The 20,070-nt window shown below is 35.7% G+C and carries 21 protein-coding genes; 13 read left to right on the forward strand and 8 right to left on the reverse strand.

Features of this window, described 5'->3' with window-relative positions:
* Nucleotides 1-358 precede the first annotated feature (358 nt).
* Entirely contained in the window at nt 359-1,228 is an 870-nt protein-coding gene (locus tag CWS01_RS01235) for an SDR family oxidoreductase (protein ID WP_101175221.1), read from the reverse strand.
* 163 nt (nt 1,229-1,391) lie between these two features.
* Entirely contained in the window at nt 1,392-1,883 is a 492-nt protein-coding gene (locus CWS01_RS01240) for a YajQ family cyclic di-GMP-binding protein (protein ID WP_101175222.1), read from the reverse strand.
* Between the two features lie 165 nt (nt 1,884-2,048).
* Here CWS01_RS01240 and CWS01_RS01245 point away from each other — a divergent pair, with 165 nt between their 5' ends.
* Entirely contained in the window at nt 2,049-2,924 is an 876-nt protein-coding gene (locus CWS01_RS01245) for a CvfB family protein (RefSeq protein ID WP_101175223.1), read from the forward strand.
* 49 nt (nt 2,925-2,973) lie between these two features.
* Here the strand turns inward: CWS01_RS01245 and CWS01_RS01250 are convergent, their stop codons facing one another.
* Nucleotides 2,974-3,105: a DUF3941 domain-containing protein gene (locus CWS01_RS01250; RefSeq protein ID WP_101175224.1), complete on the reverse strand. Its 132-nt coding sequence runs from the start codon at nt 3,103-3,105 to the stop codon at nt 2,974-2,976.
* An 85-nt stretch (nt 3,106-3,190) separates the two neighbouring features.
* Complete coding sequence (locus CWS01_RS01255; protein ID WP_101175225.1) at nt 3,191-4,048, reverse strand: DegV family protein; 858 nt, start codon at nt 4,046-4,048, stop codon at nt 3,191-3,193.
* A 203-nt stretch (nt 4,049-4,251) separates the two neighbouring features.
* Between CWS01_RS01255 and CWS01_RS01260 the strand changes: the two genes are divergently transcribed.
* The gene (locus CWS01_RS01260; protein ID WP_101175226.1) at nt 4,252-5,076 is read left to right on the forward strand and encodes a YitT family protein; all 825 of its coding nucleotides are present in this window, start codon (nt 4,252-4,254) and stop codon (nt 5,074-5,076) included.
* A gap of 15 nt (nt 5,077-5,091) precedes the next feature.
* Nucleotides 5,092-5,826: a BsuPI-related putative proteinase inhibitor gene (locus tag CWS01_RS01265; RefSeq protein ID WP_101175227.1), complete on the forward strand. Its 735-nt coding sequence runs from the start codon at nt 5,092-5,094 to the stop codon at nt 5,824-5,826.
* A gap of 121 nt (nt 5,827-5,947) precedes the next feature.
* Here the strand turns inward: CWS01_RS01265 and CWS01_RS01270 are convergent, their stop codons facing one another.
* From CWS01_RS01270 to CWS01_RS01275, 3 genes are all read right to left on the reverse strand, one after another.
* Entirely contained in the window at nt 5,948-6,139 is a 192-nt protein-coding gene (locus tag CWS01_RS01270; protein WP_101175228.1) for a DUF3813 domain-containing protein, read from the reverse strand.
* Nucleotides 6,140-6,292: a hypothetical protein gene (locus CWS01_RS22590; protein WP_168714348.1), complete on the reverse strand. Its 153-nt coding sequence runs from the start codon at nt 6,290-6,292 to the stop codon at nt 6,140-6,142.
* A gap of 114 nt (nt 6,293-6,406) precedes the next feature.
* On the reverse strand, nt 6,407-7,225 hold the full coding sequence (locus CWS01_RS01275; RefSeq protein ID WP_101175229.1) for a Cof-type HAD-IIB family hydrolase: 819 nt from the start codon (nt 7,223-7,225) through the stop codon (nt 6,407-6,409).
* 329 nt (nt 7,226-7,554) lie between these two features.
* On the opposite strand from CWS01_RS01275, the gene CWS01_RS01280 reads away from it, so the two are divergent.
* The 4 genes from CWS01_RS01280 (at nt 7,555) to CWS01_RS01295 (ending at nt 11,400) form a co-directional block, all read left to right on the forward strand.
* Complete coding sequence (locus CWS01_RS01280; protein WP_101175230.1) at nt 7,555-8,331, forward strand: alpha/beta fold hydrolase; 777 nt, start codon at nt 7,555-7,557, stop codon at nt 8,329-8,331.
* A gap of 149 nt (nt 8,332-8,480) precedes the next feature.
* Nucleotides 8,481-8,789 carry a metal-sulfur cluster assembly factor gene (locus CWS01_RS01285; protein ID WP_101175231.1) on the forward strand — a complete coding sequence of 103 codons (309 nt, stop codon included), beginning with the start codon at nt 8,481-8,483 and terminating at the stop codon, nt 8,787-8,789.
* Nucleotides 8,790-8,988: 199 nt separating this feature from the next.
* Nucleotides 8,989-10,005 (forward strand): GTP 3',8-cyclase MoaA, encoded by a 1,017-nt coding sequence (moaA, locus tag CWS01_RS01290; protein ID WP_101175232.1) that lies wholly within the window; start codon nt 8,989-8,991, stop codon nt 10,003-10,005.
* 126 nt (nt 10,006-10,131) lie between these two features.
* Nucleotides 10,132-11,400, forward strand: a complete 1,269-nt coding sequence (locus CWS01_RS01295; protein WP_101175233.1) for a molybdopterin molybdotransferase MoeA — start codon at nt 10,132-10,134, stop codon at nt 11,398-11,400.
* Nucleotides 11,401-11,460: 60 nt separating this feature from the next.
* Here the strand turns inward: CWS01_RS01295 and CWS01_RS01300 are convergent, their stop codons facing one another.
* Nucleotides 11,461-13,149: an L-lactate permease gene (locus tag CWS01_RS01300; protein WP_101175355.1), complete on the reverse strand. Its 1,689-nt coding sequence runs from the start codon at nt 13,147-13,149 to the stop codon at nt 11,461-11,463.
* A 263-nt stretch (nt 13,150-13,412) separates the two neighbouring features.
* On the opposite strand from CWS01_RS01300, the gene CWS01_RS01305 reads away from it, so the two are divergent.
* From CWS01_RS01305 to argJ, 6 genes are all read left to right on the forward strand, one after another.
* Nucleotides 13,413-14,147, forward strand: a complete 735-nt coding sequence (locus CWS01_RS01305; protein WP_101175234.1) for a FadR/GntR family transcriptional regulator — start codon at nt 13,413-13,415, stop codon at nt 14,145-14,147.
* A 290-nt stretch (nt 14,148-14,437) separates the two neighbouring features.
* Nucleotides 14,438-15,157, forward strand: a complete 720-nt coding sequence (locus CWS01_RS01310; protein ID WP_101175235.1) for a (Fe-S)-binding protein — start codon at nt 14,438-14,440, stop codon at nt 15,155-15,157.
* 21 nt (nt 15,158-15,178) lie between these two features.
* The gene (locus CWS01_RS01315) at nt 15,179-16,606 is read left to right on the forward strand and encodes a LutB/LldF family L-lactate oxidation iron-sulfur protein (protein WP_101175236.1); all 1,428 of its coding nucleotides are present in this window, start codon (nt 15,179-15,181) and stop codon (nt 16,604-16,606) included.
* Nucleotides 16,606-17,322 carry a LutC/YkgG family protein gene (locus CWS01_RS01320; RefSeq protein ID WP_101175237.1) on the forward strand — a complete coding sequence of 239 codons (717 nt, stop codon included), beginning with the start codon at nt 16,606-16,608 and terminating at the stop codon, nt 17,320-17,322. The genes CWS01_RS01315 and CWS01_RS01320 overlap by 1 nt, the downstream gene beginning before the upstream one ends.
* Nucleotides 17,323-17,771: 449 nt before the next feature.
* Nucleotides 17,772-18,806, forward strand: a complete 1,035-nt coding sequence (gene argC, locus CWS01_RS01325; protein ID WP_101175238.1) for an N-acetyl-gamma-glutamyl-phosphate reductase — start codon at nt 17,772-17,774, stop codon at nt 18,804-18,806.
* A 16-nt stretch (nt 18,807-18,822) separates the two neighbouring features.
* Complete coding sequence (gene argJ / locus CWS01_RS01330; RefSeq protein ID WP_193603744.1) at nt 18,823-20,070, forward strand: bifunctional ornithine acetyltransferase/N-acetylglutamate synthase; 1,248 nt, start codon at nt 18,823-18,825, stop codon at nt 20,068-20,070.

Here is a 20,070-nt window from a genome sequence, read left to right on the forward strand (position 1 = left end):
GTTTTAAAAGGAGAACTTGAGAAATAATTAGGATATTTATAGGTTTATAGAAGAGTCTGATCAGCTAAAATGAATAAACATAGGCTTTTTTCGTAAACATTATTGTTTTAACGAAAAAAATGGAAGGAATAGGATTAAGTAGACGTAGTACCCGTAGACTCCTGTGGGAATGGGAGAAAGACAAGACCTAAGCAGAAGCGCGTATGCGACGAGGAGGAGCGGCGTTCACCCATGGAAAGTGAAGTGTATTTCATCTGCATGTTTAAAAGCAACAATCTTTTATACAACAGGGTGAACATAAAAAAGGATAGCTTCCATTATAGGAAGTCTACCCTGTTAACAAATGAAATGGCATCATTTAACCATTAACAATTGTTCCGCCATTTACATGGATAACTTGTCCACTTACATAGCTGGAATCTTCACTGGCTAAATATACATATGCTGGTGCGAGTTCATTTGGTTGTCCAGCGCGTCCAAATGGTGCATTGGAGCCAAATGTTGAGACTTTTTCACTGTCGAATGTAGAAGGAATTAATGGTGTCCAAATTGGTCCAGGTGCTACACCATTTACCCGAATGCCTTGTTGTGCCAATGATTGGGATAAGGATCGGGTAAAGGAAGTGATGGCTCCTTTAGTCGATGAATAATCAAGCAATGTTTCATTTCCTTGATAGGCAGTAATCGATGTTGTATTAATAATGCTGTCACCTGACTTGAGGTGGGGAAGAGCAGCCTTGGTCAAATAAAACATGGAAAAAATATTTGTGCGGAATGTTTTTTCTAATTGTTCTGCTGTTATATCTAATAAGCTGTTTTGTGGATGTTGTTCTGCTGCATTATTGACTAAAATATTAATCGCTCCAAATTCAGCTTTCGTTTTTTCCACTACTGATTTACAAAAAGATTCGTCGCCTATATCTCCTGCAATAGTCAGGCATTGTACTCCTTCAGCTTCGACCAATTCTTTTGTTTTTTGAGCATCATCATGTTCATTTAAATAGACAATAACGACATTTGCGCCTTCTTTTGCATAATAAATGCTGACAGAACGGCCAATGCCGCTGTCGCCGCCTGTTATGATAGCTGTTTTTCCAGCTAGCTTGCCAGAACCTTTATAATTTGGACTAACTTCAGTTGGAGATGGGTTCATTTCCGTTTGAAGTCCTGGTTGTTGATTTTGGTGTTGCGGAGGGAAAGTTTTCTGTTGATTTTGGCTGTTGCTCATATATAGTCACTCCTTTGATTTCTTGTATGTTGTCTATTTTTCCCTAAAAAGCAAGGATAAACATGGAAATAATAGGAGAGAAAAAGGAGGTTTATAAGTGGGGAAGGGGGGAATAAATAAAATTTCAAATTAAAAAACCCTCCAATGCAGGAGGGAGTTTGATTTAGCGATAGTTGACAAATTGAACATCAACAGTAATTTTAGAGTCTCTTACAGCTGCAATAATTTGCTGCAAGTCATCACGGCTTTTTGCAGTGACGCGAATTTGATCATCTTGAATTTGGCTTTTTACTTTTAGTCCGCTGTTTTTAATAAGAGTATTAATAATTTTTGCATTATCTTTATCTATGCCTTGTACTAATTTTGCACGTTGGCGAACAGTGCCGCCAGACGCACCTTCGATTTTCCCATAATCAAGGTTTTTGATAGGTATTCCGCGTTTAATCATTTTACTGATTAAGACATCTTTTAATTGCTCCAATTTATACTCATCATCTGAAACAAGGACAAGTTCTTCTTTATCTAAAGAAATGGTGCTTTTGCTCCCTTTAAAGTCATAGCGTGTTTGAATTTCCTTCATTGCAATTTGAATTGCATTTGAGACTTCTGACATATCTACTTTAGAGACTATATCAAATGAGCTTTCTTTTGCCATGGAATAAAAACCTCCTGATTTTGGCTAATATCCTGTTTATAATAGGACGGGAATCGGACCTAGCCTTTTCTTTTATGTATGTATTATAGTAGAATATAGCAGTTGTAACAACTTTGGAGTTAAAAGTTGAAATTTGAATGGATTGGTATTTAAGGAGGACAATAAATGTCTTTAAGAGATTACATGGGACAAGCAGTAGTAGCAACAGTTGTTAGAGAAGCGTCATTCGGTTATTTTCTGCAAGTCGAAGCAGATGAGGAAGATATCCTTCTTCATTTTAAGGAAACAGATCAAAAGTTTGAAATTGGCGATGAGGTTCGCGTTTTTGTTTATACAGATTCACAAGGAAGAGTATGCTCTAGTACGTTTATTCCTAAAATTTCTGTCGGAACGTATGATTGGGTGAAAGTAACAGACATTAAATCAGGGGTAGGCTGCTTTTTTGATATTGGGCTAAAAAAGGATATGCTTCTAGGCGAGGACGATTTGCCAGTACATGAAGAAATTTGGCCTGAAGTTGGCGATATGCTGTATAGTACATTAAAAGTGAACCGCAATAATTTATTATATGTCAAAGTGGCGACAGATCCAGTCATCGAAAGCATTTCTGTAAAAGCAACTAGAACAGACTACAATAAAAATATTCATGGATTTATTTATCGTACTGCAAAAGTGGGCAGCTGGATTTATACAGCTGAAGGATTTAAAGGGTTTATCCATGAAACAGAACGTGGCAAAGAACCAAGACTTGGGGAAAAAGTGGAGGGACGCATTATTGATGTCAAAGAGGATGGAACGATAAATGTTTCTCTGCTGCCAAGAAAAGAAGAAGCGATGGATAAGGATGCAGAAGTAATTCTTGCTTATTTACATGTGAGAAAAGGTGCTATGCCATATGGAGATAAAAGCATGCCAGAAGATATTCAAGAACGCTTCGGCTTAAGCAAGGGCTCCTTTAAACGCGCTTTAGGCAAATTGATGAAAGAAAAGAAAGTGTATCAAGAGGAAGGCTGGACTTATTTGACAAAAAAAGAAGAGTAGAAAAGGAGGAGGAGCTGATTAGAAGAGCTCCTCCCTTTTTTATTAGCGATTATAGATGATCTGTTTTTTTGCTGTATTGATGTTTCCCATTTTTTCTGTTTTTTTCACGCATCATATTTTTTTCATGACGCAATGCATTATTGTCTTTTGCTTTTTTATCATTATCGGTTGTATGGCTCATATTGATCTCCTTTCAACATGAAAAGTAAAGTTCCTTGTTAGAACCATCTTATTATTTGTTAAGAAAGGGGAGATTATGTAATAGCCTATTCTTTGCTGTTTAAGAAAAATAGGGCAATCGTATTAGCACCTGTATGGGAGCCAATTGCAGCGCCAATCGCTGAAATATAAACTTCTTTAGGATGAAACTGCTCGATGATCATATTTTTTAGTTCTAGTGCCGTTTGCTCATCATCTGCATGGCTGATGGCCACTGTTTGGCTTGATAAATCAGATCCTCGCTCTTCCATAAGCTCTAACATGCGGCGCAGCAATTTCTTTTTTCCTCTCATTTTTTCCAACGGAACGAGTTTGCCATCTTCGACATGAAGCAATGGTTTGATTTGTAATAATCCCCCGATAAAAGCAGATGCTTTGGAAACACGCCCCCCTTGTGCCAAGTAATCTAGATCATCTACCGTAAATAAATGTTCCATATGATTTGCATAAAACTGCAGAGAAGCAAGTGTTTCTGCAAGATTTTCCCCTGAATTTCTCATAGATACTGCTTTTTGCACAATTAATCCGCAGCCTAAAGAAACGCATTTTGTATCGAAAATTTTCATTTCAAAGTCTGGGTATTCTTCTTTTACTTGTTCATAAATCATTACCGCTGTCTGAAAAGTCCCTGAAAGCTCGGAAGAAACAGCGATATATACCCCTGTTTCTTTGTTTTCTGCCATTTGCGTAAAAGTATTTTTAAAAACGACTGGAGAAACTTGAGAAGTTTTTGGAACCTGCCCATTGCGTATCGCGTCATATACAGATGATGGTGAAATGGATTTTAAATCTTCAAATTCCTCGCCATTTAAGTTCACTTTTAGAGGAAATAGTACTACAGCATCTTCCTCATAAAAATGTAAAGGTAAATCACAAGCACTATCTGCCATGATTTTAAATGTCATAATTGTTCATCTTCTTTCTTAATTTTATAAAAAATAATAGTATGGTTAAATTTATGGTATATTGAGTGCTGATATGCTAGTTTTTCCATTATATTATTTAAATAAAGGGGTCATACATAATAAAAGTGTATATTTTTTTTTGTGAAAAAACAATGTATAGGTAATAGCAATATAGTAAAAATTACTATAAATGGAGGAGACAAATGTATTTACTGCAAGCAAAAAAATTAACGGTTGTAATTATTGGGGCACTCTTAAATGCAATTGGGATGAATTGCTTTTTAATACCTGCACATATTTATGCAAGTGGTTTTGCAGGGGTAGCCCAGCTTATTGCCAACTGGACTCCGCTGTCAACAGGGATTTTGCTGTTTTTATTAAACGTTCCTGTTGCAGTGCTAGGCTGGTTGAAAGTAGGAAAGTCATTTACTTTATATAGCTTTTTAAGTGTCGCATTTATGTCTTTATTTCTTGAAATCATACCTGTGAATGCTTATTCAAATGATATATTATTAAATGCTGTTTTTGGAGGCGTCATCTCTGCTGTTGGCGTTGGTTTTACGCTCAAATGGGGGGCTTCTACTGGAGGAATGGATATTGTCGCAATGATTCTTTCTCGTGTACAGGATAAGCCTGTAGGCACCTATTTTTTCACCTTAAACAGTATTATTATTGTGACTGCTGGCTACCTTTATGGCTGGGAAAAAGCTCTTTACACATTGGTAACGTTATATGCAGCAACAAGAGTGATTGACGCTATTCACACAAGGCATCAAAAGCTTACTGTCATGATTGTGACAAAAAAATCTGACGAATTAAAATGTGCCATTCATGAAAAACTAGTTAGAGGAATTACGATGATTCCAGCTAGAGGAGCTTTTTCTAATGAGGAACGAGATATGATGATGATTGTTATTACTCGATATGAACTATTTGATTTAGAAAGAATTATCAAAGAAGTGGATCCAAATGCGTTTACTAATATTGTACAAACAACAGCGATTTTTGGTTTCTTTAGGAAAGAGTAGATTGGAGGTAATCCATTGCTGAAGAAAGCTTTTTTTATGTTTATTGTCTATCTTTTAATTGCCTTTCCTTTTGCAAACGATATATTTGCCAAGGCTAGCAGCTTATCTTTAGAAATGAATGCATTGCCAAGAACAGATGATATGGAAATAGAATTAAAATTGACAAACAATAGTAGTCAACGTCAGGAGCTGCGGTTTTCCTCTTCACAAAAATATGAAATTGCAATAAAATCTCTATCGGGAGAAGAAGTTTATCGATATTCTTTTAATAAACTTTTTACACAAGCAATACAAAGATTGGCAATCAATCCAAGAGAATCCTTAGTCTGGAAGGAAAGATGGGATTACAAAAATAATGGACAAAGAGTAGAACCAGGGGATTATATTGTGGAAGCAGAATTGCTGCCTATGGCTTTAACTGATCCTGCGGAACTAATGATTGCTAAAGCCACTATAGCGATTTCAGAAGAAAATAGAGTATTTAAAAATATACAAGTCAAAGGAGAAAAGGGGAAATATACCATCACAGGCATTGCTGATACAAAAAATAATCTTTTGTATACTATAGAGGATGGACATAATGAACTGATTTCTAAACAATGGGTAACAAAAAAAAGGAATGGCACATTTACCATCCATGTAGAAATTCCAGAGCAAGATCTGCCGAAAAACGGCACCCTTATTCTTTATCTAATTGAAGAAGCAGCCAATTATGATAAACCATATCCAATAGAATTGGAAAAATTCTGAATGAAAAAGATGATTAACAATTAGTGTGCAGGCAGATGCTTTCTACATTAATTATTTATTAAAAAGGCTTCACTATCAAGCGGATTGCTGAAAATAGTGAAGCCTTTTATGCTAAAAGAAATTAATGGTTGCTAATTGTATCAATTTCCTTTTGCAGTTCTGTTAATTGGTGTTGTTCTGCAAGATTGGTATTGGCATATGCAGAGCTGATTGCATTTTTTGCTACTGCCATTAAATGTTCCACATCATGCCCTTGGGCAACTTTTAAGGCTTCTACTGCTTGTCTTGCTTCTTGAAATAGTCGATTTCCCATTTATATTCCTCCATGAGTAGATTCCTTCACATTGGACATTTTATAGCTTTCTGCTTCAGCATAGGTCATGTGATAAGGGATACGTTCAGCATGCTTAGTTACGGAGTCTACACCCTGTTGTACAAAGCGTTTTGATTTATTACGTTTTCCCATAGGTAATCCCTCCAAATATAAGTGGTGGAAGCAACTTTAGAATCAACTGCTGCTTCTTTTATAGTATGGAACAAAACAGGGAGGCTTATAGGCGGAAAAGTTAACCACTTTTGTCTAAATTGCTTTTAAATTAAGGGCCTCATTTAGATAATGAGCGATTCCATCTTCTTCATTGCTTAATGTTGTTTCATTGGCAAGGGACTGGAGTTCTTTAATTCCGTTGCCCATTGCAATTCCCTTCCCAGCATATTCAATCATTTCAAAATCATTATCTTCATCTCCAAAGGCAATGATATTCTCCTGTGGAATTTGATAGTATTCTGATACTCTTTTTAGGCCAACTGCTTTATTTAATCCTGTCCTTACTATTTCAATAACATGAAAAGGATCTGCCCAACGACGATGGTCAATCAAATCAGCGTGTACATCAGTCAGATGGCTGCGGATGGTTTTTCCTTGTTCTTCTTCTGTATGAATAAGCAGACAAGTGGGAGGGGCTTCTAAAAAAGTAAGAAGGTTTCCAGTTGTTGTTTTCGGATTGCCTAATGAAAAAATATCAAGTAACTTTTCATCATGATAATGGAAGTACACATCATCCATTACTTCTGCAATGATATTGTGAAAGGAGAATTCATGGCATGCTTCAATAATATCTTTTGCTGTTTTGATATCCAATGGAGTATGGTAAAAACCCCATTGATGATCTTTGGGATGATGAATAAATGCTCCATTAAAGTTAACGATAGGAGTATCTAAATTTAATTCACGATAAATGGCTTCACTTGCACGAAAAGGTCTCCCTGTAGCAATCATCACCATATGGCCTGCTTGTCTTGCTTTTTGAATCACTTTTTTTGTTAAGGGAGAAATAGTTTTATCATTTTTTAATAATGTTCCATCAAGGTCAAGTGCTATTAGATGTTTTTTTGTCATAGTTTCTCCTTCTATTATGTTTGATATGGTAAAAATAGCTAATCTTACATAACTTCTGCTGCTGTTTCCATAACTATTGTTTAGAAAAACTAAACACTTCATGATAAACTTAACTTACTTTACTATCCATTATATACATATAAAATTTTATTATAATATATGCATTATTTCTACTATTTACTGTAAAGGTTTTATTTAGATTAGAAGGATAGAAAGTAAAAATAAGAAATTGTGAAAATTTCTGCATAATGACCAAAATAAGTAGAGCCATTATTAGAGAAAACTTTTTTCATGATTTTTTTAGGAAATAGAATGGAAGGAGTTTTTGAATGATTATCATTGAAAAAGTATATGTAAATGAAATACCTATACTGCATATAGTAAAAAAAGAATACTATGATCAAACATTGCCATATATTCAATTTATTCATGGATTTACAAGTGCCAAAGAGCATAATCTTCATTTTGCCTATAATTTAGCGGAAAAGGGATTTAGAGTGGTATTGCCAGATTGCCTTTACCACGGGGAAAGAGATGAAGGCTACCGCAAAATGGAACTGAATATAAGATTTTGGGAGATTGTCTTGCGAACCATTGAGGAAATTAAAATAATTAAGGATTATTTTGAGAATAGACAAATGATTGATCCAGAAAAGATTGGGCTTGTCGGCACTAGCATGGGAGGCATTACTACACTAGGAGCATTAAGAAAATATCCTTGGATTCATACAGCAGTAAGCCTTATGGGAATGCCTTATTATGAAAAATTTGCGCAATATACAATTGATGAAGTAAAAAAGAGCGGCTATAATTTGCCGCTGACAGAAGAAGAAATAGCTAATCTTCTTTATGAGTTGGAACAATTAGATTTAAGCAAAGAACCAGAAAAATTGAATAACAGACCTTTAATGTTTTGGCATAGCAAACAAGATAAAGTAGTGCCATATGAATATTCTCATCAATTTTATGAAAAGATTAAAGAAATGTATGAACAGGATTCCGAAAAACTTGCTTATATTAGTGATGAAAAATCAGGCCATAAGGTAAGCAGGCAGGCAATGCTTAAAACAGTCGATTGGTTTGAAAAGTATTTGCTTCCTAAATAAAATAATTGAGAATCCTGTTCTTTTTCAAATGTGTTTTTTTTGATATGATAAAGTAAGGAAATAAACTATTTTTGTCGACTATAATGAGTCTACTTCGGAGATCACCTTATAAATAAATGATATTATCAATAGTAAGGGAGTGCTTAACAATGAATGAAGAATTAAAAGAAAGTATCATGGGGGCATTGGAACTTGTAATTGACCCAGAATTAGGCGTAGATATAGTTAATCTTGGTTTAATATATGATTTAGATTTAAAGGAAGATGGGATACTGACGGTAACAATGACATTAACAGCGATGGGATGTCCATTAGCCGGAGTTATTGTTGATCAAGTGAAAGCGGCACTTAATGATATTCCAGAAATTAAAGAAACAGAAGTAAATATTGTCTGGACACCTGCATGGACAAAAGACCGCATGTCTCGCTACGCAAAAATTGCATTAGGTGTGCAATAAAAAACATTTAAGTAAGAATAGTTTTGCATGTTCTTTCATGCAATAGGTTCAAATAATCCTTTTCTAAGGGAGATATAATCTCCTTTAGAAAAGGATTCTAATGTAATCTGGATTAAAGATTCTTAAAATTCAGTTTTTTTAGAAAAAAATATTAGCCCATGAAAATTGGAAGCAAGTCTCTAAATGGAGTTGAGAAATTATGACACTCGCTGCAATACAAGATAAATTAAATAGACCATTAAGGGATTTAAGGATAAGTGTTACCGATAAATGCAATTTCCGCTGTCAATATTGTATGCCTGCGGAAATATTTGGCCCTGATTTTCCTTTTCTTCAAAAAAATGAGTTGCTTTCATTTGAAGAGATTGAAAGGCTGGCTAGAATCGTTGCAGAATTAGGGGTAGAAAAAATTAGACTTACTGGAGGAGAACCATTAATTCGTAAGGATCTTCCTGTTTTAGTGGAGAAATTAATTAAAATTAATGGAATAGATGATATTGCTCTAACAACAAATGGAGTGCTTCTTCCTAAGTATGCTAAACAGTTAAAAGAAGCAGGACTCAAAAGAGTGAATATTAGTTTAGATAGTTTGGATAATGAACTTTTTGGAAAAATAAATGGCAGAAATGTTGGCGTCGCACCTGTGAAAAAAGGGATACAAGCAGCAAAAGAAGCAGGACTTGGCGTTAAAATAAACATGGTATTAAAAAAGGGCTTAAATGATAAAGAAATATTGCCGATGGCTCAATTTTGCAAAGAAGAGGGACTAGAACTGCGTTTTATTGAATATATGGATGTTGGCAGCACAAATGGCTGGAAAATGGATCAAGTGATGACAAAAAAAGAAATATATGAAATATTAAAAAAGCATTATGAACTAGAGCCAATTGGTTCCGACTATTATGGGGAAGTTGCCAAAAAATATCGCTATAAAGGAGAAAAGATTCACATTGGTTTTATTACATCTGTGTCTGAATCTTTTTGCTCCACTTGCACAAGATTAAGACTATCGGCAAATGGAAAGCTTTATACATGCTTGTTTAATGGAAATGGCCATAATATTCGCGACTTTTTGCGCCAAGGGGCATCCGATGCTGATTTAGTTGAATATATCCAAACTATCTGGTGGAATAGGCAGGACAGATATTCAGATGAACGTACAGAGGAAACGGCGGTATCTCGCAAAAAAGTAGAAATGTCTTACATTGGCGGCTGAGCGCTGTACGGTAAAATAAGGGATTTGGAATATAGCAGGAATTAGAAGAAATACTTTATGTTTATATAGTATTTCTTTTTTTAGCTTCTTAATAAAATACATAAAAAGGGCTGGGGGAAAATAAAAATGGCAGTAGAAAAAAGATTTCCTATTTTAGTAGAAGATGCAATAAAAAGAGTGATGGAATATAAAAAGGAAGGAGCAAAGGAGTTTGTATCCATTTTTGACAGCAATGGCCGGTACATATGTGAAGATATCACAGCCTCACATGATGTTCCTAGATTTGACCGCTCCAGTTATGATGGATTTGCATTACGATCAGTGGATACGATGCATGCATCAGAGGATAATCCTACTGAATTAGAAATAATTGATGAGATAGGAGCTGGACAAGTTTCTAATAAAAGAATAGGCAGATATCAAGGGATAAGAATCATGACAGGGGCGATGCTGCCAAATGATGCAGATACAGTGGTAATGTTTGAAAAAACTGTAGAGCTGAAAAAAGACAACAAAACATACATAAAAATTAATCATGTTTTAAATAAAGGAGAAAATATATCGTTTCAAGGAGAGGATACAAAAAAAGGGACAGTATTAATTCTAAAAGGGACAAAAATAAATCCAGGAATAGTAGCTCTTTTAGCAACCTTTGGAATAGAAAGGGTTCCTGTTGCGAAAAAACCGATTATAGGAGTATTCGCTACAGGAACGGAATTATTGGAAGTGCATGAAGAACTCGAAGAAGGGAAAATAAGAAACAGTAATGCATATATGATCATGGCACAAATCGAAAGAGCAGGTGCTATTCCTCGTTATTTCGGGAAATTGCCGGATATTTTGGAAACGAGTTATGAAGCCATTTATTGCACAATAGACTCTATAGATATACTGATTACAACAGGAGGCGTTTCTGTTGGAGATTATGATCTATTGCCAGATATTTATCGGAAAATGGGGGCAGAAGTTCTCTTTAATAAAATAGCAATGAGACCTGGCAGTGTAACAACAGTAGCTCAGTTAAATGGCAAATTACTATTTGGACTTTCAGGAAACCCTTCTGCATGTTATGTTGGGTTTGAATTATTTACAAACCCAATCATAAAAAGTTTCCTGTTTTCCCAAAATCCCTATTTGCCTATTGTTGATGCTGTACTCAGGGAGGATTTCCCAAAAGCGAATCCATTTACACGCCTAATTAGAAGTAAAGTCTGTGTTGTCAATGGAAAGCTAGAAACACGAACAAGCGGAGTGGATAAATCAAATATTGTGAGCAGCTTAGCCTTTGCGAACTGTTTAACAATATTGCCTGGCGGAGATAGTGGGTATAAATGTGGAGACATGGTGAAAGTGATTCTTTTAGAAGAAGAATCTGGAAGTAGCTTCCCGTGGTAAAGAATAGCAAAAAGGGCGCAAAAATCACCAAAGATTTTTATGCCCTTTTTTCGCTGTGCTTTACGGAATCATCCAAGAAAGCACATTGTTTTGCAGGAAGGTAATAATACATACTAGCAGCAGCAGAAATATACTATGTTTAACGGTAAAGCGAAGTAGTTCAGATTCTTTTCCTGCCAGACCAACAGCAGCACAAGCGACGGCAATAGATTGCGGAGAAATCATTTTCCCTGTAACTCCTCCACTGGAGTTGGCTGCAACTGCAAGCACAGGATCCATGCCAACAGAAATAGCAGTAATTTTTTGCAGATTTCCAAATAGTAAATTGGCAGAAGTATCAGAGCCAGTGATAAATACGCCAAGCCATCCAAGGACAGGAGAGAAAAATGGAAACAATGCGCCTGTTTTAGCTAATGTCATTCCAAGAGTTGTCGACATTCCGGATGCATTTGTTACATAGGCAAACCCAACTACAGATGAAATTGTTAATATTGGCAATTTTAATTCATGAATTGTTTCCTTTGATGTTTCATACACTTCTTTCCAAGAAAGGCGAGCGATATATTTTGTGATAACGCAAGCGAATAATATAGCAGTGCCGGCAGTCCCTAAAACTTCTATTTTATAAATGGCAGCCACTGCTTCACCAGCACCATTGATAATTTTATTATGAATTAATGGCACTTCAGGCATAAATGTAAGTAGTTCCCCTAGCTTGTTAAGCCCTTTTAAAATAGCGTTTGTACCTTCGTAATGACCAGTCAATGCTGATTTCACAGCAGGAATTCCCCAAAGCGAGATGAATGCAGTCAACACTAAAAAAGGTGACCAAGCATGGAAAATTTGACCGGCTGTATATGTAGATTCTGTTGTTTTCTTTTGCTCAGCTGATGCAGCTGCGATTTCTGCTTCCCCTTTGAAACGGAAAATAGTTTTTGGTTTCCAGAATTTTAAGAAGATAACAAGCGCAAATAAGGAAACTAATGCAGATAAAATATCTGGCAATTCAGGTCCAATGAAATTAGATGATAGATATTGTGTAAAGGCAAAAGATATGCCGGATACTAAAATGGCAGGCATTACTTCCCATACTCGTTTAAATCCAGCCATAATAATAACTAAATAAAATGGAATAAAGACTGAAATAAATGGAAGCTGGCGTCCAACCATTTTGGAAATTTCCATAGCTGGAATGCCGGTAGGGCCTTCTACAGCAGTAATTGGAATACCGATTGCACCAAATGCAACGGGAGCGGTATTTGCCAGTAAACAGATACCTGCAGCGTATAATGGGTTAAAGCCTAGTCCAACTAGAAGGGCAGCAGAGATGGCAACAGGTGCCCCAAATCCAGCAGCGCCTTCTAAAAATGCTCCAAATGAGAAAGCAACAAGCAATGCTTGAAGTCTGCGGTCTTCTGTAATAGATAAAATAAAGTTGCGAATAATCGAGAATTGACCGCTTTTAACAGTTAGTTTATATAGAAGTACGGATGTTACAATAATCCAGCCAATTGGCAAGAGCCCGTAAACAATTCCTTGGCTTGCTGACATCACACTCATTCCAACAGGCATTTTGAAAGCGATTACAGAAATAATCAAAGCAAAAAGCAATGTTGTAACTCCAGCAATATGTCCTTTCATGCGTTTAATGGCAAGGGCCCAAAAAAAGTATAAAATTGGAATGAGTGCTACGATAGCGGACAATGCTAAATTGTCGCCAACAACAGTAAAGTTTTGTGTAAACGTCATAAATTCATCTCCTTCATTTTCTTTCCATGTTACGTTTTTATTTTCTGATTTATTATTCATTGATCAATCACCAGGTGAAAGAAATCGCTTTCAATTATGAATATCCTAAAATTAGGTCATCTGATGACTTGATGAACTTATTATAAAATGATATTTTCCAAAAAACAACATAAAATTGACAATTTTATGTATTTTTTCATGCATATCATAATTTTTAGCAGTATAATAACTATAAAAAGGATGGGCGCGTTGGAGGTACCACAATGGAATTTAAGCAGATTCGACCAAAAAAAATCTATGAAGAAATAGCAGAAACTTTACATGAAGGAATTCGTTCAGGAGCTTTAAAGCCTGGCGAAAAACTGGCATCTGTTCAACAGCTTGCAGAAAATTTCCAAGTAAGTCGTTCGGCCGTTAGAGAAGCGCTATCTGCATTAAAAGCAAAAGGGTTAATTGAAATGAAACAAGGGGAAGGAACCTATGTAAAAAAGTTTGAGGCAGATCAAATTATGTTTTCCTTGCCTTCCGCTATTCTGATGAAAAAGAAGGACATTAATCATCTCCTTGAAGTAAGAAGCATCATGGAGGTAGGTGCGGCAGTCGCTGCAGCAAATAATCGTACAACTGAAGATTTGAAAAAAATGAAAGCAGCTTTAGAAAAAATGAAACTGGCAAATGGCGTAGAAGAGCTAGGAGAAAAATCAGATCTAAACTTTCATTTTGCAGTTGCTGCAGCTTCGCAAAACCCGTTGTTGGTAAACTTATTGCTTAATGTTTCAGATATAATGCAGGAAGCGATGAAAGAAACGAGGCGATTATGGCTGTTTTCTAAACAAACAACAACAGAGAGACTGTATGAAGAACATCTTGCCATTTATGAAGCTATTTTTGAGAAGAATGAAAATAAAGCAAAGGAGACGATGCTCTATCATTTGCAAAAAGTAGAGGCAGTATTAAAGAAATATTTTGATTCCAAAGAAAAGGAACAGAATGAATAATAAATAGCAGCTTGAGTAAGGGGACAATGATAGAAAAATTTTTTCACTTGCAAAATGTAAAAATTAGGACTATATTAATGAAAACGCTTAATTTGAAATTTCATAAAAATCATAGCAGTTTCTAGAATCTCTTACAGTCAACCACGTTTTTTTATAGAGACTAATTAAACAAAACACTCTATGGATACATATAGGGTGATTTTAAAAATCTAGTCATCTGATGACCTGTTCATTTGTGTGTGTAAGGAATAATAAATGTTGGGAGTTTATTTTTAAAGGAGGATGTCATGATGAAAGTGACTTTATTTGCAACCTGTTTAGTGGATATGTTTCAAAGTGATGTAGGAAAAGCAACAGTAGAATTATTAGAACGTTTAGGATGTGAAATTGATTTTCCTACAACACAAATTTGCTGTGGCCAGCCTTCTTATAATAGTGGTTATGTAGAGGAAACAAAGGGTGCCATGAAAACAATGATAAAAGCATTTGAACATGCTGAATATATTGTTTGTCCTTCAGGATCTTGCGCTTATATGTTTCATGAGTATCAGCATATTTTTAAAGGAGATCCTGTCTGGGAACCAAAAGCAAAAGAACTTGCAAAAAAAACATATGAATTAACTCAATTTATTGTAGACGTGTTAAGAGTAGAAGATGTTGGCGCAAGTTTTAATGGAAAAGTAACCTATCATACTTCTTGTCATATGACTAGATTATTAGGTGTCAAAGAAGCGCCTATTAAACTATTGAAAAATGTAAAAGGTTTAGAATATGAAGATTTGCCAGGAAAACAAAATTGTTGTGGATTTGGCGGAACTTTTTCTGTCAAAATGGGGCAAATATCTGAACAAATGGTAGATGAAAAGGTTAGTTGTATAGAAGAAACAGGGGCAGATTATATTATCAGTGCAGATGCAGGCTGCTTAATGAATATTGGCGGGCGTTTAGGAAGAAAAGGTAAGCCAGTGAGAGCGCTCCATATTGCAGAAGTTTTGAATAGCCGTTTATAAAAGGGGAGGGGGATTTTAATTATGTCAATGAAAACTAGCTCCGTAGAATTTAAGTCCAGAGTAAAAAGTGAATTGCAAAATGAATTTATGCGTGGTGCTGTTTCAAAGGCTCAAGAAACCATTCAAGGAAGAAAAAATGCAGTGACAGAAGAGATGGGAAACTGGGAAGAATGGCGTTCGCACGGGGAAGAGATACGTCAGCATGTCTTAGAAAATCTGGATTATTATTTATATGAATTAAGTGAAAATGTGGCAAAAAGAGGAGGGCATGTCTTTTTTGCAAAAACGGCAGAAGAAGCGAGCACCTATATTGAAGAGATAGCAAAAAAGAAAAATGCCAAAAAGGTAGTAAAAGCAAAATCAATGGTGACAGAAGAGATTTCTCTTAATCAAAAGCTAGAAGGCGCTGGCTGCAAGGTCATTGAAACAGATTTAGGGGAATACATTTTGCAAGTAGATGATCATGATCCACCATCTCATATCGTTGTTCCAGCATTACATAAAAATAAAGAGCAAATTCGTGATGTATTTGCAAAGAAACTAAATTATACAAATACAGAAAGACCCGAGGAACTGGCATGGCATGCTCGTCAAGTTCTTCGTGAGGAATATTTAACGGCGGATATCGGGATAACTGGCTGCAACTTCGCAGTAGCAGAAACTGGTTCCATTACCCTTGTAACAAATGAAGGAAATGCGGACCTTGTTGCAGCATTGCCTAAAACACAGGTTGTTGTAATGGGGATGGAAAGAATTGTTCCTACATTTGATGAAATGGAAGTACTTGTTGGAATGTTGACAAGAAGTGCAGTAGGCCAAAAACTAACAAGTTATGTAACTACTCTAACAGGCCCTAAAGAAGCTGGCGATGTGGATGGACCGGAGGAATTTCATTTAGTCATAGTGGATAACGGAAGATCAGATATACTTGGCGGAGAATTCCAATCGGTTCTTCAATGCATTCGCTGTGCGGCATGTGTAAATGTTTGTCCTGTCTACAGACAAGTAGGGGGACACTCTTATGGATCCATTTATTCTGGTCCAATTGGAGCAGTATTATCGCCACTTTTAGGTGGATATGATGAATTCAAAGAGCTTCCATATGCATCTACATTATGTGCCGCATGTACGGATGCATGTCCAGTGAAGATCCCTCTTCATGAATTATTGCATAAACATCGTCAAGTAATTGTAGAGAGGGAAGGGAAAGCACCAATATCAGAAAAGCTGATCTTTAAGGCATTTGGTCTTGGAGCAGCTTCGCCAGCTTTATATAACATCGGTTCAAAAATGGCTCCAGCATTAACAAAGCCGTTATCTAAAGGAGATAAAATTACTAAAGGGGTTGGCTTAATAAAAGAATGGACAGATATCCGCGATTTTCCTGCACCAACAAAAGAGCGATTCCGTGACTGGTATAAAAACCGTGATAAAGGAGGCAAAAGCTGATGCAAGGAACTATTCAAAATAGAGATTCTTTTTTAAAAAACATAGCATCAAGATTGGGAAGAGAAAGAAAAGTAGAAGTTGCAAAACCTGTTTGGGCGTATAATCCCCAAGAACAAGTGTTAAAAGATGCAACAAAAGATGAATTATTAGAAGTATTAAAAACACAATGTTTAAAAATCCATACAGACTTAATTACTACAACTAAAGCAGATCTCCCGCAAAAGTTAGAGAATTTAATTTCAGAATATGGCGGCGGACCAATCGTTACTTGGAAAGACTCGCGCTACGAGGAATATGGTGTCAGCAATTTATTGACACAAGATTTACCTAATAAAAATATAGAAGTATACGAATGGCAAGCATCAAAAGGCAAAGAAAATATTCAAAAAGCAGAAAATGCTAATATTGGCATAACAATCAGTGAAATAACTTTAGCCGAATCAGGTACAGTAGTTTTGTATAGCGGCAATGATCGAGGCAGAACAGTCAGCTTTTTACCAACCAATTCTATTATGCTTATACCAAAAAGCACACTAGTACCGCGAATGACACAAGCAGCACATAAATTAAGAGAAAAAGTGAAAAATGGAGAAAAAATCCCAAGCTGCATTAATTATATTACAGGACCAAGCAACTCAGCCGATATAGAAATGGATTTAGTTGTAGGGGTGCACGGACCTGTAAAAGCATCGTATATTGTAATAGAAGACTTATAAAAGAGAAATGAATGAAGCTGCCCTAAATTGGGGCAGCTTTATTTGCATTGTTAAAAAGGTTGGATCGTAAAAAATTCGATAAGTAATAAAATATATGCAGGATAGCAGAAAAAGTGAGCAGGACGGCGAATAAAAAGGGAGAGAGTGGAAAATAAGTTGTAAGAAACAGAGATTTGCCAAGGCATAATTCCTAATTAATATACAACCACACTAAGCGGCGAAAAACTTCCTGCAGAAATTCTGAATTTTCCCTAGTGAATAATAATCGGCTTGAATTGCATTTTTACTTTTCTATTTTAATAACTTGCTTGAAAAGTTAGAAAACTAATACTTTTATGAAAAAACAGGTTGATTTTATAATGCTAAGTTTTTATAATAAGAGAATCGAATATTAATAAATATAAAAAAAAATGATTAAATATACACATTTCCTATTGAAGGAGGAAATTATGAAGGCAGCAATCATCGGTACTACAGGCTACGGTGGAGTGGAATTAATTAGAATTTTGCATACACATCCAACTATTAACATACATTCTGTTCATACAACAAGAGAAGAGGTTCCAGTTTGGAACGAATATCCTCATTTATACAATATTATTGAAAATAAACTAGAAAAAATAAATGTTGCAAAAATAGCGGAGGAAAGTGATATCGTATTTTTTGCTACTCCATCAGGTGTTTCCAGTAAATTGGTAGAAGAGTTTTCTCATACAAATATCAAAATGGTCGACTTATCTGGTGATTTGCGTTTAAGAAATACAGAAGATTATAAAACATGGTATAAAAAAGAGCCTGTGCAAGCAGAGTTGATCAATAAATTTGTTTATGGTCTTACAGAGTGGAACAGAGGAGAAATCGAAAAAGCAAAATGGATTTCCAATCCAGGCTGTTATCCTACAGCAACGTTATTAGGATTAGCTCCAGCAGTAAAAGAAAAAATAATAAAAACAGATAGTATTATTATTGACGCAAAATCGGGAATCTCAGGTGCAGGAAGAAGTCCATCAAGGGATACAATGCTTGCAGAAATGAATGAAAATTTCAAAATTTATAAAGTAAATAAACATCAGCATATTCCAGAAATTGAACAGCAATTATTAGATTGGAACAGCGATATTAAACCAATTACATTTTCAACACATTTATTGCCTATCAATAGAGGAATCATGTCAACGATATATGTTTCCTTAAAAGAAGAATATACAACAAGTTCTATTCATGAATTATATGAAGAAGCATACAAAAATCATCCTTTTGTCCGTGTCCGACCATTAGGGCATTTTCCTACTATTAAAGAGGTGAGCGGGTCAAATTATTGTGATATTGGTGTGGATGTGGATGAAAGAACAGGAAGACTAACCATTATATCTGTCATTGACAATTTAATGAAAGGGGCAGCAGGGCAGGCGGTTCAAAATGCAAACATCATGAGCGGATTGCATGAAACGGCTGGACTAAACTTTTTACCGCTGTACCCATAAGAAAGGAGCAGAAAAAGTGCAGGTTATATCAAATATCAATGAGGAACAATCATCGTATGTAAAAGAAATCGTGGATGGCAGCATCGTTACACCAATTGGATTTAGTGCAGCAGGTATACATGCTGGACTGCGTTATGCTAAAAAGGATTTAGGAGCCATTATTAGTGAGGTTCCTGCAAATGCAGCTGCTGTATATACAACAAGCCATTTTCAAGCTGCTCCATTAAAGGTGACACAAGCATCTATCCAAGCAGAGAAGCTGATCCAGGCAGTTATTGTAAACAGTGCATGTGCGAATGCTTGTACAGGAGAAAAAGGGCTACAAGATGCTTATAAAATGCGTGAGTTAATGGCAGAACATCTACAAATTAAAAAAGAATATGTAGCTGTTTCATCAACAGGCGTTATTGGAGAATATTTGAAAATGGATAAAATTGCTTCAGGAATCCAACAAATAAGCGAGGGCAGTACAGTAAGCCATGCCGATGCATTTCAAGAAGCAATTTTAACAACAGATACTGTAATGAAAAAATGCTGCTATACGGCAAAGCTTGGCGGCGTGACAGTAACAATGGGCGGAACGTCTAAAGGATCAGGAATGATTCATCCAAATATGGCAACAATGCTGGCATTTATTACAACCGATGCAAAAATAGATTCCGATTGTTTGCAAAGCTCATTAAGCAAAGTAATTCCGACGACTTTTAATCAAATAACAGTGGACGGAGATACTTCTACAAATGATACAGTTTTAGTATTGGCAAATGGGATGGCAGAAAACGAAGCGATAACAGCGGAACATCCTGATTATCCAGTATTTTTAGAACTTTTAGCAAAAACATGTGAAAGTTTGGCAAAACAAATCGCTAAAGATGGAGAAGGCGCCACAAAGCTTATTGAGGTAGAGGTGTCAGGAAGCAAAACAGAAGAAGAAGCAAGAGCCATTGCAAAACAAATCGTTGGTTCTAACTTAGTGAAAACAGCTGTTTATGGTTCAGATGCTAACTGGGGTCGTATTATTACAGCGATTGGCCAAACCAATACAGATGTTAATCCAGCTTCAGTTGATATTGCAATCGGAAATATTGTGATGTTAAAAAACAGCGAACCACAAGCTTTTTCTGAAGACGAAGCAATAAATTATCTTAATCAGGATTTTATTAAAATTACAGTTGATCTTCACAATGGGGAATCAAAAGGAAAAGCTTGGGGCTGCGATTTATCTTATGATTATGTAAAAATAAATGCAAGCTATCGGACATAA

The organism is Niallia nealsonii, from assembly GCF_002835805.1.
GTDB classification, from domain to species: domain Bacteria; phylum Bacillota; class Bacilli; order Bacillales; family Cytobacillaceae; genus Niallia; species Niallia nealsonii.

Bases quoted from the DNA above. Each gene is read 5' to 3' on its own strand.
- CWS01_RS01235 (WP_101175221.1), bottom strand. From the start codon at position 1,228: ATGAGCAACAGCCAAAATCAACAGAAAACTTTCCCTCCGCAACACCAA.
- CWS01_RS01240 (WP_101175222.1), bottom strand. From the start codon at position 1,883: ATGGCAAAAGAAAGCTCATTTGATATAGTCTCTAAAGTAGATATGTCA.
- CWS01_RS01245 (WP_101175223.1), top strand. From the start codon at position 2,049: ATGTCTTTAAGAGATTACATGGGACAAGCAGTAGTAGCAACAGTTGTT.
- CWS01_RS01250 (WP_101175224.1), bottom strand. From the start codon at position 3,105: ATGAGCCATACAACCGATAATGATAAAAAAGCAAAAGACAATAATGCA.
- CWS01_RS01255 (WP_101175225.1), bottom strand. From the start codon at position 4,048: ATGACATTTAAAATCATGGCAGATAGTGCTTGTGATTTACCTTTACAT.
- CWS01_RS01260 (WP_101175226.1), top strand. From the start codon at position 4,252: ATGTATTTACTGCAAGCAAAAAAATTAACGGTTGTAATTATTGGGGCA.
- CWS01_RS01270 (WP_101175228.1), bottom strand. From the start codon at position 6,139: ATGGGAAATCGACTATTTCAAGAAGCAAGACAAGCAGTAGAAGCCTTA.
- CWS01_RS22590 (WP_168714348.1), bottom strand. From the start codon at position 6,292: ATGGGAAAACGTAATAAATCAAAACGCTTTGTACAACAGGGTGTAGAC.
- CWS01_RS01275 (WP_101175229.1), bottom strand. From the start codon at position 7,225: ATGACAAAAAAACATCTAATAGCACTTGACCTTGATGGAACATTATTA.
- CWS01_RS01280 (WP_101175230.1), top strand. From the start codon at position 7,555: ATGATTATCATTGAAAAAGTATATGTAAATGAAATACCTATACTGCAT.
- CWS01_RS01285 (WP_101175231.1), top strand. From the start codon at position 8,481: ATGAATGAAGAATTAAAAGAAAGTATCATGGGGGCATTGGAACTTGTA.
- moaA (WP_101175232.1), top strand. From the start codon at position 8,989: ATGACACTCGCTGCAATACAAGATAAATTAAATAGACCATTAAGGGAT.
- CWS01_RS01295 (WP_101175233.1), top strand. From the start codon at position 10,132: ATGGCAGTAGAAAAAAGATTTCCTATTTTAGTAGAAGATGCAATAAAA.
- CWS01_RS01300 (WP_101175355.1), bottom strand. From the start codon at position 13,149: ATGACGTTTACACAAAACTTTACTGTTGTTGGCGACAATTTAGCATTG.
- CWS01_RS01305 (WP_101175234.1), top strand. From the start codon at position 13,413: ATGGAATTTAAGCAGATTCGACCAAAAAAAATCTATGAAGAAATAGCA.
- CWS01_RS01310 (WP_101175235.1), top strand. From the start codon at position 14,438: ATGAAAGTGACTTTATTTGCAACCTGTTTAGTGGATATGTTTCAAAGT.
- CWS01_RS01315 (WP_101175236.1), top strand. From the start codon at position 15,179: ATGTCAATGAAAACTAGCTCCGTAGAATTTAAGTCCAGAGTAAAAAGT.
- CWS01_RS01320 (WP_101175237.1), top strand. From the start codon at position 16,606: ATGCAAGGAACTATTCAAAATAGAGATTCTTTTTTAAAAAACATAGCA.
- argC (WP_101175238.1), top strand. From the start codon at position 17,772: ATGAAGGCAGCAATCATCGGTACTACAGGCTACGGTGGAGTGGAATTA.